This window comes from Cytobacillus purgationiresistens (assembly GCF_030813235.1).
Taxonomy (GTDB): domain Bacteria; phylum Bacillota; class Bacilli; order Bacillales; family Cytobacillaceae; genus Cytobacillus; species Cytobacillus purgationiresistens.
In genome coordinates this window covers 230890-245227 of record NZ_JAUSUB010000003.1, presented here as the reverse complement: position 1 = coordinate 245227, position 14338 = coordinate 230890, and the positions used below count along the sequence as shown (strand labels likewise).

Annotated in this window: 13 protein-coding genes; 11 read left to right on the top strand and 2 right to left on the bottom strand. The window is 38.8% G+C overall.

Translation table 11 applies throughout. The annotated features are described in order from the left end of the window. Window positions 1-657 precede the first annotated feature (657 nt). The gene (gene spoIIQ, locus J2S17_RS05330; RefSeq protein ID WP_307472642.1) at window positions 658-1518 is read left to right on the top strand and encodes a stage II sporulation protein SpoIIQ; all 861 of its coding nucleotides are present in this window, start codon (window positions 658-660) and stop codon (window positions 1516-1518) included. Between the two features lie 163 nt (window positions 1519-1681). On the opposite strand, the gene J2S17_RS05325 is transcribed toward spoIIQ, so the two are convergent. Then, window positions 1682-2311, bottom strand: coding sequence for a LysM peptidoglycan-binding domain-containing protein (locus J2S17_RS05325; RefSeq protein WP_307472640.1), 630 nt, complete (start codon window positions 2309-2311; stop codon window positions 1682-1684). Window positions 2312-2503: 192 nt separating this feature from the next. Here J2S17_RS05325 and J2S17_RS05320 point away from each other — a divergent pair, with 192 nt between their 5' ends. The 8 genes from J2S17_RS05320 (at window position 2504) to J2S17_RS05285 (ending at window position 8371) form a co-directional block, all read left to right on the top strand. Continuing rightward, the gene (locus J2S17_RS05320; protein ID WP_307472638.1) at window positions 2504-2653 is read left to right on the top strand and encodes a hypothetical protein; all 150 of its coding nucleotides are present in this window, start codon (window positions 2504-2506) and stop codon (window positions 2651-2653) included. 356 nt (window positions 2654-3009) lie between these two features. After that, entirely contained in the window at window positions 3010-3282 is a 273-nt protein-coding gene (gene spoIIID / locus J2S17_RS05315) for a sporulation transcriptional regulator SpoIIID (RefSeq protein ID WP_307472636.1), read from the top strand. A 593-nt stretch (window positions 3283-3875) separates the two neighbouring features. Then, window positions 3876-4877: a rod shape-determining protein gene (locus J2S17_RS05310; protein ID WP_307472634.1), complete on the top strand. Its 1002-nt coding sequence runs from the start codon at window positions 3876-3878 to the stop codon at window positions 4875-4877. A 158-nt stretch (window positions 4878-5035) separates the two neighbouring features. Continuing rightward, a complete protein-coding gene (locus J2S17_RS05305; RefSeq protein WP_307472632.1) occupies window positions 5036-5857 on the top strand; it encodes a flagellar hook-basal body protein in 822 nt (273 codons plus the stop codon). 28 nt (window positions 5858-5885) lie between these two features. Continuing rightward, window positions 5886-6728 (top strand): flagellar hook-basal body protein, encoded by an 843-nt coding sequence (locus tag J2S17_RS05300; protein ID WP_307472630.1) that lies wholly within the window; start codon window positions 5886-5888, stop codon window positions 6726-6728. Between the two features lie 16 nt (window positions 6729-6744). Beyond that, a complete protein-coding gene (locus J2S17_RS05295) occupies window positions 6745-7032 on the top strand; it encodes a DNA-directed RNA polymerase subunit beta (protein ID WP_307472629.1) in 288 nt (95 codons plus the stop codon). Window positions 7033-7213: 181 nt separating this feature from the next. Beyond that, a complete protein-coding gene (gene fabZ / locus J2S17_RS05290; protein WP_307472627.1) occupies window positions 7214-7636 on the top strand; it encodes a 3-hydroxyacyl-ACP dehydratase FabZ in 423 nt (140 codons plus the stop codon). A 441-nt stretch (window positions 7637-8077) separates the two neighbouring features. Continuing rightward, window positions 8078-8371, top strand: a complete 294-nt coding sequence (locus tag J2S17_RS05285) for a hypothetical protein (RefSeq protein ID WP_307472625.1) — start codon at window positions 8078-8080, stop codon at window positions 8369-8371. 123 nt (window positions 8372-8494) lie between these two features. Here the strand turns inward: J2S17_RS05285 and J2S17_RS05280 are convergent, their stop codons facing one another. Next, complete coding sequence (locus tag J2S17_RS05280) at window positions 8495-8926, bottom strand: YwpF-like family protein (RefSeq protein ID WP_307472623.1); 432 nt, start codon at window positions 8924-8926, stop codon at window positions 8495-8497. Between the two features lie 272 nt (window positions 8927-9198). Here J2S17_RS05280 and ssb point away from each other — a divergent pair, with 272 nt between their 5' ends. Together ssb and J2S17_RS05270 are read left to right on the top strand one after the other, a co-directional pair. Beyond that, complete coding sequence (gene ssb / locus J2S17_RS05275; RefSeq protein ID WP_307472621.1) at window positions 9199-9636, top strand: single-stranded DNA-binding protein; 438 nt, start codon at window positions 9199-9201, stop codon at window positions 9634-9636. Window positions 9637-10111: 475 nt separating this feature from the next. Further along, on the top strand, window positions 10112-14038 hold the full coding sequence (locus J2S17_RS05270) for a S8 family serine peptidase (protein ID WP_442342038.1): 3927 nt from the start codon (window positions 10112-10114) through the stop codon (window positions 14036-14038). The last annotated feature ends 300 nt before the right edge of the window (window positions 14039-14338 follow it).

Here is a 14338-nt window from a genome sequence, read left to right as displayed (position 1 = left end):
TTAGGTGAAAATTGTTTTTCTTATTACGCGGGGAAAGGGTTTACTAACCAAGAATTTTATGACGCAGAAAATGGTTTACTGCGCTACTTATTCATTTATTTTACCTTGCAGTATTAGGTTTACGATCAAGTTCACAGCCAATCATTATACTCTGAAAAAAGAGCGATCTATTATAACTTCTTAGCAACTCCATCCAAAAGCTCCCCTCGGAAAGAATCTAGCCTCAGTTACCTTCCTTTTAACCACTCTAGTGACGTCCTTAAACCACATTGATGACAAAGTATAGGTGAATTCATCTATTACGTCATACATCGGTGCTCAATTAGTAGAAAGGATGGGAGAATGTACGGTAGTTTAACAAGGTAATTACTAATAGTATATAGAAGAAAGTGATTTCTACTAGATGCAGGGAATCTCTAATCAAGCTGTCAATTGATCAATGTTGGAGAGCTGCTGCTGCATTTGCCAAATAACTGGAATATGATAGCGAAATGCGTAAAATCCACTTTAAAATGGTCTTGCATCGGTCTCTTCAAAAATATTTCACGAAAATATGTATATTTCTTTTTAGATTGCAAAAAATAAACCAAAAAAATTTTTTCGGGAAAGGTATATAATCTCTCTAATCTGTTCACACTGATTGCAGAGGTGATGAAAATGAGAGAGGAAGAAAAAAAGACTTCTCAAGAATCCAGTTTTAAACGCTTCTTTAAAAAGCGTTGGGCATTTCCAGCAATCTACATCGCGAGTGCAGCAATCATTCTTAGTGCGGTTCTATGGTTCCAAAATGGCAACAACAGTGCGATTGACACTAATAATTTTGATGGCAGTGCCACGGATGTACCAGGTAAAGTTGATGAACCTGCACTTGAAGTAAACAGAGCATTGGAAAACTTTGTAATGCCAGTTGAAAAGCCAGATGCTGCTGTGATTCAAAAACCATTTTATGACTATGACGGTGACGAAAAAGAACAAGAGGCTGCATTAGTATTTTACAACAATAGCTTCCATCCGAACACAGGTATTGATATTACAACTAAGGATGGCGAGCCATTTGAAGTACGAGCTTCTTTAAGCGGTACGGTTACGAAAGTGGAAGAAGATTCGCTGTTAGGAAATGTGATTGAAGTTGAGCATGACGAGGGTATTGTCAGTCGATATCAATCTGTTAGTGAGATGAAAGTCAAGGTTGGTGATCGTGTAGAGCAAGGGCAAGCTATTGCGACTGCAGGAAAAAGCATGATCAATGAAGAGGCTGGTGTACATGTCCATTTTGAATTACGTAAAGATGGTACAGCAGTAAATCCAGAATCTTATTTTAATAAGTCATTAGGTGATTTGAAAGAAGTTGATTTAGTAGACGAAGAAGAAAAACTTCCTGCTGATGATGCAACAGAAATCGAAAAAGGCACAGACGAAGACTCTGCACCTAGCGACGAAGACGAAACCGATGCAGGCACAGACACTAATAAAGAAACAAAAACAGAAGACAACTCTTCTGAATCAGCTGACGCTTAATATGAAGAAAAATGGGGGTGCCTGTCACCCCCATTTTTCGACATTTCTCGGGAAATACTCTGCAGAAAAGCAAATGCCACTTAGCATTTTTCTTTCTGCAGAGTATTTCTTTTTTATGAAGTAGAAGCTGATTTTACAGCTTTATATTAAGCTGGTTAAGTGTCTAATTTAATCGGAGAAGGGTGCCGTTTTTGTGAGTGATGATAAACTCTTTGCCCGATAAATTTTGAAATTGAGCTGCTGCCCCATAGGGAACATGCAGTGTGAAAAAATCTCTGTCTGCTTTAAATTCTAATGTGAAGTTGTCAGCAGCACCGATGATCTTGGCTTTTGTTAATGAAACGTCGTCTGAGATGATCAGCTTTTGATTAATAAACACAAAGTCGTTTACAAGGTTGTTTACCTTCTTTAAATCCTCGATAGGTATTTCAAAGCGCTGAGAGATACTCCATAATGTATCACCAGGTGCGACTGTATAAACAGCAGCGTGTTTGAGCCATTTTTCATAGAGCTCTGATGAAGGAATCCCAAGGATTTGACCAGCATATATATGATTGTCCTTCAATTGGTTCAACTTTTTTAACTCATTCACTGATATATCGTGTTTAAGGGCAATGCGATATAAAGTATCTTCTGCCTGTACCATATATGCAGCTTCTATGTTTTTTCCTCCTAAACCAATGGCAAAAGATGCGACAACTGCAATAACGACAGTTAATCCAGCAATTTTTCTTCGCTTTGCCTTTAATCTTCTTTGTCGTGTTTCCATAATTCTTTCTTTCCGTGGCTTCAAAATTCTCTCCATTATGTCCCCTTGCTTTCATTGGATAATTATAGATATATAACCAACATTATCTATATTGATTCTTGATTCAGTTTAATTCACCTCACAAAAAAACAACAATAGGCATTAAAACTCAGGGATATGAGGGTTGATGAGGGTGTCTTTAATCCTTGTTTTAAAAAAGGATAGGCCTAAAAAACCTTGAAGGATGAAAAAAATAGGGGATTTCATGGGGATAAATGCGTAAAAAACAAATTAAACTACGTTTTGATTGCAAACTCCAACTCGAATCCTGTCGAAAAAGAAGGAATAAGACCTATAGATTTTAGTAGTGATTTTTCAAATAAATGAAACTATTTTCATGAGTATTACGGATTAGTTTTAAAATTTCAAGCAAAAAACAGCGATGTAACCTGAATCTTCAAAAAAATAAACAAGATACCTTGTCCCTATTCTGTTTTTTGTGCATATATTCTCAACCAAGCTAATAAACTGTTACAAACCTTACAAAGAGAATGTATGAGGTGGGGTCGTTTTATGAACTAATAGTGAATCATCCTTCGGACATGTTTATATATGACAGTTAGGAAAGTTCTGCTTTCTACCGTACGTTTTTCATTTTTTTGTGCGGAATCTACTATCGGACAAAGTTAAAAGCGAGTTTCATTTCACACTTCTTCACATCCAATTTAGGGAGGGCGAGTAGTGTGCACGATTACATCAAAGAGAGGACTATCAAGATTGGAAAGTATATCGTGGAGACGAGAAAAACAGTTCGCGTAATCGCGAAGGAGTTTGGCGTATCCAAAAGTACAGTCCATAAAGATTTAACAGAAAGACTACCTGAAATTAATCCTGACCTGGCAAATGAAGTAAAGGAAATATTAGATTATCATAAATCAATCCGGCATTTACGCGGGGGAGAAGCAACGAAAATGAAATATAAAAAAGAAGAGCTTGAAGGAGAACCTATAAAATAATTACAGGTGGCGGTGCCTCGCAAAGCCCGACAAGACCTAAGGCAAGGATGAATGAAGGGCGCTTTCCTTCTGTTCATCCGAGACTTAAAACATCGAAGGGCTAGGTGCAAGCAGCTGAACTGGGTTTTCTCTGTAGAAGGAGCGGACAATTATGTTTCTGTAAGGGTAAACATAATTGTTCGTTTTGCTATGTTCCAAAAGGCTTTTTTATAAAGGAATTCGACAAGGATTATATACATAAGACAATAATCCCCAAAATGTCACAATTATTTTGACAAATAGTTACTTAATCTCGGTAGTTGTGCTAAAATATACAATTAGGATAATGAACTTGATTTGCTATAATATCGTGGAAGCAAATGTACATAATGACATCTTTTATTCTGTAAAGAGAGAAGATTTTGCATGTAAGAAATAGCATTGCTGAAACGGAAGGATAAAGCCGTCGTTTGCTCGTAAAACATGAGAGAAATCTCTGGAATGTCTAGCCAAACGATTTGGATTACTTATGCCTTTTTTTAAGTGATGTCGTAAACTATTCATATGCTGGCAAAAGATGTAATCGATTAAGTGCGAGGGGGAACTGAACGAAAATGTTTGCAAGGGATATTGGGATTGATTTAGGGACTGCGAATGTACTGATACACGTTAAGGGACGTGGAATTGTACTAAATGAGCCATCTGTGGTGGCAATTGATAAAAATACAAATAAAGTATTGGCTGTTGGAGAAGAAGCACGCCGTATGGTCGGACGTACGCCTGGAAACATCGTTGCGATTCGTCCGTTAAAAGACGGAGTGATTGCAGATTTTGATGTGACTGAAGCGATGCTTAAGCATTTTATAAATAAATTAAATGTTAAGGGCTTTTTATCAAAGCCGCGCATTTTAATTTGTTGCCCAACAAATGTAACAAGTGTTGAGCAAAAAGCAATTAAAGAAGCAGCTGAAAAAAGCGGCGGCAAAAAAGTTTATTTGGAAGAAGAACCTAAGGTTGCAGCGATTGGCGCCGGTATGGATATTTTTCAACCAAGCGGTAATATGGTAGTAGACATTGGTGGAGGAACAACGGATGTAGCTGTCCTATCAATGGGCGATATCGTTACATCTTCATCCATCAAAATGGCTGGAGACAAGTTTGATAATGAGATCCTTCAGTATATAAAAAAAGAATACAAGCTTCTAATTGGTGAGAGAACAGCTGAAGATATTAAAACATCCATTGCGACAGTTTTCCCAGGATTAAGAAGTGAAAGCTTGGCTATTCGTGGGCGTGATATGGTTTCTGGTTTACCTAGAACGATTACTGTGCACTCTGAAGAAATTGAAGCTGCATTAAGAGAGCCAGTAGATGTAATCGTGCAGGCTGCGAAAAGTGTACTTGAGAGAACACCACCTGAGCTATCTGCAGATATTATTGATCGCGGAGTTATTTTAACAGGCGGTGGAGCTTTGCTGCACGGCATTGATATGCTATTGGCTGAAGAGCTGAAAGTACCTGTTTTAATTGCTGAAAACCCAATGGATTGCGTAGCGATCGGTACAGGAATTATGCTGGATAATATCGATAAGCTGCCTAGGCGCAAATTAAGCTAACTACATACGGCTGACCTATAGAGATACTCTGTTAGGCCGGCCTTTTTTCATAAAAGTATTTAAGTTTCTACCGATATATAACCTATGGAATAAAACCGTTATTTTTCTACTCGTGTTTTATAATGAAAATAAACGTTTGCGATTGAGGGGTGGACGAGTTGTTCAGAGGTTTTTATACGGTCGCATCTGGTATGCTGGCCCAGCAGAGACGGACGGAAATGTTATCAAATAATATGGCCAATGCCAATACACCAGGATTTAAAGCGGACCAGTCTGCGATGAGAAGTTTTCCGGAAATGCTGTTGCAGCGTTTCGATTCAAAATCAATACCAACTGAAAAAGGTTTAAGCCTCCCGAGCAACCGAACAGTGGGCAGCCTTAGTACGGGTGTCTATATGCAGGAAGCGATACCTTCCTTTCTTCAAGGAGATATAAGGGAAACGGGTGTAAACACAGACCTATCATTAATTGATGTCAACATGCCTGATGACGGTTCTGTATTTTTTACCGTGACAGGACCTAATGGTGATGTAAGTTATACAAGGAATGGTAACTTCACTCTTGATGGCAGTGGTTTTTTAACGACGGCGGCAGGTCTATATGTATTAAATGATCAAGGCCAGAGGATTCAGCTTTCAAGTGATGATTTTACTGTGGGAGAAGATGGTATCCTAAACGGTGCAGCAGGAGAGACGGCAAGACTTGGTGTGGCCTATGCGAATGACCCTTTAAGCCTAATTAAAGAGGGGAACGGCCTGTTTAGAACAGAAAATGGAAATGCGCTGCCGAGTGCCTATAATGCAGGCAACATCCAATTTAAAATGCAGCAGGGCTTTGTGGAGCAATCCAATGTCGATACTGGCCGCACGATGACAGAAATGATGTCGGCATACAGAGCATTTGAAGCGAATCAAAAGGTACTTCAAGCTTATGATAAGAGCATGGAAAAAGCCGCAAATGAAATTGGCAGAATTGGTTAATGAGGGTCCCGAAAAAGGGGGAGATTAAATGAATAGAACAATGATTACCGCAACAAATACATTGTCACAGCTGCAAAAGCAAATGGACATTGCCAGTGATAACCTTGCTAATTTAGGTACGACCGGGTTTAAGCGAAAGCAATCGAGCTTCTCTGAACTGCTTGTGCAGCAGTTCAATAATCAGCCCTCCGCGGGTGCTGAAGCAGGAAGATTAACGCCTCTTGGTATAAGACAAGGAGTGGGAGCTCAGCTGGCGCAATCACAAATTGTGATGACCCAAGGAAGTTTAAAATCAACTGATCGCCCGCTGGATTTTGCATTAACCTCTGAGAAACAATACTTTCGCGTGCTTGAACAATCGGACAACGGATCTGCGGTGAGATTTACAAGAGATGGAGCATTTTATTTAACGCCGACAGGGCAAAATGAAAATATGCTTGTAACAAGCGCAGGCCATCCAGTGCTCGATGCTAATAATAATCCGATCACGGTCAGTGCGGATGCCAGCAATTATAAATTAATGGATGATGGCAGCCTTGCCGTGCAATTGAATAATGGTGCAACACAAGAAATTGATTTAGGCATTTCACTTGTGAAGAAACCGCAATTTTTAGAACAAATGGGCGGAAATTTATTAGGGATGCCAAATAATCTAGCGGAGCTAAATGTAACTGCTGATGAAATATATACAGATTTGAATGGTCCATTACGAACCCAAATCGCTGTATCACAGGGAATGCTTGAGCAGTCCAATGTTGATATGTCCAAAGAAATGACTGATATTATTAATCTTCAGCGCTCCTACCAATTCCAATCAAGATCCATTTCCATGGCTGATCAAATGATGGGTTTAATTAATGGGATCCGTTAAAGGGGAAAAGAATAATATGTCACATAACAAGAATAACAAACAAGAAGAAGCACCAACAATGATACAAAAGCAAAACAAAGTAAAAGAAAGAAGCAGGGAAACAGAGGCTAATTCGCATAAGGAGCGCATTCGTATACGCCTCATTCCAATCTGGCTTCGCATCATCATCATCATCGTTTTAATTGCGCTCTGTTTAGTAGGCGGAGCAGCATTCGGCTACAGCGTCCTAGGTGAAGGCAGCGTAAAAGATATTTTCAGCAAAGAAACCTGGACGCACATCATCGACCTAGTCAATAAAGAATAAAAAAAAGGCAGAATACCAATTGGATTCTGCCTTTTTTAATGTCGAAAGATGTCGGTGACTGTCACCGACATCTTTCGACATTCATATGATTATTTGTTCATAGTTAGAAATACTTTGCGCGAGGGCTTTTTTCTAGTACAATATAAATAAATAATACCTATTATTAGTAGGAGGTACTAAAATGTTAGATATCACGCAAATAAAAGAGATCCTTCCACATCGTTACCCATTTTTATTAGTTGATAAGATTTTGGAAGTGCAAGAAGGGCAAAAAGCAATCGGAATTAAAAATGTAAGTGCTAACGAAGAATTCTTTAATGGACATTTCCCTGATTATCCAGTAATGCCAGGCGTCCTTATCGTAGAAGCATTAGCTCAAGTGGGTGCAGTCGCTATACTTAAAAAAGAAGAAAATAAAGGAAAAATCGGCTTCTTAGCAGGCATCGACAAATGCCGCTTCAAAAAACAAGTAAAGCCTGGTGATCAATTGCGCCTAGAAGTAGAAATGACACGCATCAAAGGCCCAATCGGCAAAGGCAAAGGCATCGCCACCATTGATGGAGAACTCGTGTGTGAAGCTGAAATCACTTTCGCTTTACAATAATGGGTGCCTGTCACCCTCATATTTCTACAAATTTCGACATTATTAAAAACCGTTAAAACCCCGTATACAGGGTTTTAACGGTTTTTTAGTTTTGATAACTGAGAGGCAAGTAGTGATTTTGTCGAATCTTGTAGGTGACAGGCACCGACAAGCACTAAAAAAGCATCAATTACCCCACGGTATCACCTGACAACAAATAGGAATTAAAACAATAATTTTAAAAAAATAACAATCGAATTACAAAACGTTTACATGATCTATAGGATGTTTAAAATGTTGTACAAAGTGAATGTTATATGTAAATGCTGCAGCATAATGATTGGGAAAAAATTTCATATAGTTTTGTGCAAGTTGTATTGTGATTAGGGGAAGATAACAGGAGACCGAAATGGAAAACGGTCGAAATGGAGAAAAATCATACTTGAAAGGAGTTTTTCTAACATGAAATCAAATCTTTTAAAGTTACTTGGTGCATCTGCGTTATCTGCAATGGTACTTGTAGGTTGTGGTGGTAATGAGGAGCCACCGCCAGAAGATGACGATATGATTGAAGAGCCTAACGATTTGCAGGACAACAATCAAAATCAAGAGGACAATAATCTAAACGACGGCGGCAATGACGTGTTTGATAACGATAAGGATGATATCAACACGGATGACGACGGCATGATTGAAGATGACCAACAAAATAAAGACGATGGTCTTATGAATGACGAAGAAAATGAAAACAGGTAATAAACTTTAATACAAGGACAGGGTTAACCCTGTCCTTGTTCTGTGTTTTCTAAATTGTCTACCCATAGGGTTTCAAACAAAAAGCTATTAACCCAACTTGGCCAATAGCAAGTATTAATACGCTTATTTTTTTGAAGAGCTTAACCGCTGCTTGCTCTTCATTTTATTTTTAAATTCAGTTAACAAATTCTCTCCAGATAGACCTTGAGAAACCAAATCATCGAGTAAGTTTTCGGCATACTCATTCCGCTTACTTCTTAGAGATCCTTCAAGAAGAATGTTTATATGCTGATCAAACTCATTAATGGAAGAGATTCTCGTCATAAAGTGAGCAGGATCATTGTCCTTTTTCGTGATGACTACTTGAAGAGGAAATTCCTGATCCATCTTTTCCAACTTCGAAAAAAACTCAAGAAATTTCTTGTCTAATACAGCCTCTAACAGCCATTTGCTTTTCTCGTCCTCTTTATTAATAATCAGACCGTCTTCAAGGTTCACATCAACAAGCTCTTCCTCATCCCACACGTGCATAGAAACCAGTTTAAACGTCTTCATGCTATTCCCCCCTTTCCTCTGTATAATCGATTACAAAAATTATATCACACGCACATAGGAAAGCGAATTTCCGTCATCACTCTCACTTTGTCGAATTTTATCTGTCGGACAATGTAAAATTGAATTTTTAACGATAGAATCGACTTGAAAATCCAATTTTGCCAAACCTTTTATTAAAATTCCATTAAAACCAAAGCTCTAAAATTGAATTATCAACTTTTTACATCTCTCCATTCAGTCAGTAAGATGGAACAAAGAAAGGAGATGAAAATGTGATAAACCAAGTCACACTTGTGGGCAGACTGACTCGAGATCCTGAATTGAAGAGGACACAAGATGGCAAAGCAGTGACCAATGTGACACTTGCAGTCAACAGGCAATTCAAAAATCAGGACGGTGAAATAGAGGCTGACTTTGTTCAGTGTACCCTCTGGAGAAAGACTGCAGAAAATTTAATACAATACTGTCAAAAGGGCTCTCTTATTGGTATTACCGGACGCATCCAGACCAGATCATATGATAGCAGTGACAAAAAGCGAATCTATGTCACGGAGGTTGTGGCAGAGCAAGTTCGTTTCCTTGAAAAGAAAAGAACGGAGGCATTAGTCCCTGCGCTATCAAGAGAGGAGATGAGACAAGTTGAAGGAGAAAACAGCCGAAGAGAAGGCAATCGAATGCATGCTGGAGAATCTAATCAAAATGCTTGGTAAATCGAATCAGCATATGGATGAACTGCGACTTAGAGTGAATCAATTGGAAATGTGTATCCGTGAATCAGAGGAAATTGCCTGAAAGAACTATTAATGCCCCTAGTTCAATCCTCGTATAATCTTTCTTTGTACCCTTATTAGAAAAAAACAATCACATCCCCTTACTTTTTCCTCATTATTCTTTCCGGTGCAGCGAGCGCCGGATTTTTTTATAACATCACTCTTTCCCGCGTCGAATCAGCATAGTGAGCAGGATAACGATTAGCCTCACCACCTTGATTGAATTAATATCCTTAAAAGTTACATTTATTTACGCTTATTTGCCTAAAGTAATCTGAATATTAAAAATAAACATATAGACCTATGCAAAATTTTGGTAATTGGTTCTTTAGTACTCTAAAACTAAAAAAACCGTTGTGTTACCTTTAAATAGAAATGTTAAAATTCAGAATCGTTAAAGAAGGGGAGTTAGATGGTGAGGAAAAGAAAGATTCTTGTCATATTATTTGCTTTTCTGTTAGTATTCTCAAGTTCTGTATCAGCAGCAGTACCTGATAAGGTAGAGAATACGAAAGGAAAAGAAAATCAAAAAAACGTACAGAAGCTAGAAAAAAGTGAGCTGGACAAGCAGTATAAAGATTCAGATATTGTTCGTGTTATCGTCGAGATGAAGAGTGACCCAGCCATTCTGTATGCCCAAAAGCAAAATAAAGTCTATAAAGAATTACCGGTTGCAAAAAAGAAACAGCTGACTAATGAAAAATTAGCTGAACAGCAAACAGTTAAAAATCAAGTGAAGAAAAATAAAGTAAAATTAATAGAGCATGAAAGCTTTACTACAGTAGTAAATGGTTTCAGTGCAGAGCTCATGTATGGAGATATTGAAAAAGTAAAAGAAGTGAAAAATGTATCTTCCGTACAAGTTGTAAATGAATATGAACGTCCGGAAGAAAAACCGGAAATGGTCTATAGTAAAGAACTTGTACAAGCCCAAGAAGCTTGGAGAGACTATGGCTATAAAGGTGAAGGCATGGTTGTTGGTGTTATTGACACAGGTGCAGACCCAACACACCGTGACATGGTACTTTCTGATGAAACAGAAGTGGATTTGACAGAAAGTAAGATCAATGGTTTTAAGAAGGATAGTGACTTGCCAGGTAAATATTATACAGAGAAAATTCCATATGGCTACAACTACATGGATGAAAATGACATCATTGGTGATGTTGCAGCTGGGGCAAACATGCATGGTATGCACGTTTCAGGAACAGTTGGTGCCAATGGTAACGAAGATGACGGCGGAATTAAGGGTGTAGCCCCTGAAGCACAAATTTTGGCATTGAAAGTATTCGGCAATGATCCTAATTTTGCATCAACATATGGGGACATTTATGTCAAAGCCATTGATGACGCAATTATCCTTGGAGCAGACGTTCTTAATATGAGCTTAGGTTCCACTGCAGGATTTGTATCACCAGAATCATCCGAAAATAAAGCAATCGAAAGAGCAGTTGAAAATGGAATCCTTATGTCGATTTCAGCTGGTAACTCAGCGCACTTAGGAAATGGACATGCGAACCCGCAAGCTGATAATCCAGACTTTGGTGTAGTTGGTTCACCAGGCGTATCCTATGATTCATTGCAAGTGGCATCCCTTGAAAATCATTTCATGGACCTTGACGCTGTTCGTTATGAATTTGGCGGAGAAACAGGAGAATCACCATTCCTATCAGCAGGAAGCTTGCATCCGAATGACGTAGCAACAAAAACATTTGATGTAGCGGATGGGGGCTTAGGTTACCCTGAAGAGCTAGCCGGTGTTTCTGGTAAATACGCTATGGTCAAACGCGGCGGACTTACTTTTATAGAAAAAGCAGTGAATGCGCAAGCAGCAGGAGCTGTTGGTGTTATTATTTACAATAACGCAGACGGTTATGTAAATATGGCATCTGACCCAAGCATCACGATTCCACAATTATTTATGTTGAAAAATGACGGTGACAAAATTGTTGCAGCTATTAAAGCAGGAGAAGACGTCTCTTTCACATTTGAAGGTGAAAAAACAACAGCGCCAAACCCTGAAGGCGGGAAAATGAGTGATTTCACTTCATGGGGAGTAACACCTAACCTCGATTTTAAACCAGAGATCACAGCACCAGGCGGACAAATTTACTCTACATTAGAAAATGGCCAATACGGTATGATGAGTGGTACGTCAATGGCTGCTCCTCACGTATCTGGTGGAGCGGCGCTCGTATTGCAAAGAGTGGACGCGGACTTTAATGAGGTTGGCTTTGACCGTGTAAATACAGCTAAAAATATTATGATGAATACATCAAAACCTGTTGCAGACCAAGGAACAGTCAATAGTTCATTAGGTTGGGAAAATTCATATTCCCCTCGCAGACAAGGTTCTGGCATCATGCAGCTTCATGCAGCTCTTTCTACTCCAGTAGTAGTGACGGAAGCTGAAACAAATGAAGCGAAGGTTGCTTTAAAAGAAGTTGGCGATCAATTTGAGTTCACGCTTAAAGCGGAAAACTTCAGTGATGAAGATGTTACCTATGATGCAGCAGCTAATGTTCAAACAGATTTCGCTGCATACGGCGAATTTGGATGGGCAGTAGATGAACTAGAAGGACAAGAAATCTTAAATGCAGATGTGAAGGTAGAAGGTCAGGATTCTACTGATATTACAGTCCCTGCAAACGGTACAGTTACATTTACGGTTCAAGTGGATGTAAGCAATGCACAAGTGGTAGACCCTAGCGTTACAGGAAACTGGACTACACCAGTCGATATTGATGAAGTATTCCCGAATGGATACTTTGTAGAAGGCTTCGTGACGTTAACAGATACAGCAGATGTACAACCTGAGCTTTCTGTCCCTTATGTAGGATTCAAAGGCAGCTGGGACAAAGCGCCAATTTTAGATGGCTTGAAATATGATGAGCATTCTTTCTATGGTATGGCTGGAGCAGTGCATGAAAATGAAGAAGGCTATTACTATCTAGGATTTGATCCAGTAAATGAAAGCTTTAATGCGGATAAAGTAGCAATTTCACCAAATGGAGATAAGGTTCAGGATACATTAATACCTGCACTTAGCTTCTTGCGTAATGCGAAAAAGGTTGAATACTCCATCACAGATAAGGATGGTAAAAAACTAAGAACATTGCGTACGGAAAATAATATCTCAAAAAATTATTATGATCGTGGAAATAGCAGCCAGTTCAAAATCAATCCAAGTGCAAAGTGGGATGGAAAGATTAAAAATGCTGTAGCTGCGGATGGTCAATATTATTTTGAAGTCAAAACAATCATCGACTTCCCAGGAGCAGAATGGCAGTCAGTTAAAATCCCAGTGAAGGTAGATACAGTTGCACCAGCTGTAGAAGCTGAGCTTGTGGAAGATAATACAGTTTTAGACATCGCTGCTAAAGATAATGAAGGCGGTTCTGGTATCTCCTATTTAGATATTTTAGTAGATGACAAGACTGTACTAACTAAGCCATTAAGTGGCGACACAAAGACATTTACTTTTGAAGAAGAGTTAGAGATCGGTTCATTTGTGAAAGTAGTAGCTTATGACTTTGCAGGTAATACAACAGAAAAGGAAATCGAGGTTAAAGAAGTGAACAAGGATAAAACGATTCCTACTGTTTACTTAACTGAGCCAGCGGCCTTGGAGGTTTACAATACGAATGAAGTCAAAGTAAAAGGAACAATTAAAGAAGAGTCTGGCCTTAAGCAATTCACGATTGCAGGTCAAGAGATTGAACTAACCTACAATAAAGAAAAAGAAGAATATGCCTTTGACACTACACTTCATTTTGAAGACGGAGTTCCAACATTTGAAGTGGTAGCAGTGGATAATGCAAACAATACAGCTAAATTCAAACGAACAATCATGATCGATACAACAGCACCAGATGTGGAAGTCTCAGGTTTGCCTGCAAGCAAGTATGTAGAGCATAATCAAGACAACCCAATCGTCGATGTGAAGGTTGCCGATAACTTTGATGAAATTCGCTTATATTTAGATGGGGATGAAATCTACTATCAAGAATTCGAAGAGCCATTTGAAATGAGAGGCTTTGAACAAGTCATTGAAGATATCGAATTAGAATTAAAAGACGGCCCGAACCAATTCGTCTTCGAAGCAGTTGATTTAGCCGGAAACAAAACAGCTAAAACGATTGAGCTTCACAAACTTAAAGAAGGAGAAACAGCGCCTGATAAAAAAGACACACCAGACAAAGGGAAACCAGTCCCTGACAAGCCAGGTCAAATTGTTAAACCAGAAAACCCAGGTAAAGGCAAAGTAGAAGTACCAACACCTTCACCAACTAACCCAGCGATACCTGGCAAACCAGTCATTGGCGGTAAACTGACATTCTAATCAAACAAAAATCGGGATCTCATTGCGAGGTCCTGGTTTTTTTATGATTTTAGTGTTTAATATTTAACCCCAACTCAACGCCTAAACAAGTGAGAAGGTAGAAAAAAAGAGATAATAATCCTCAACCTAGTGCTTAATCAAGTGAGAAGGTAGAAAAAAAGAGAAAATAACCCCTAACTCAGTGCCTAAACAAATGAGAAGGTAGAAAAAAAGAGAAAATAACGCCCAACTCAGTGTCAAATCAAGTGAGAAGGTAGAAAAAAAGAGAAAATAACGCCCAACACAGCGCCAAATCAAGTG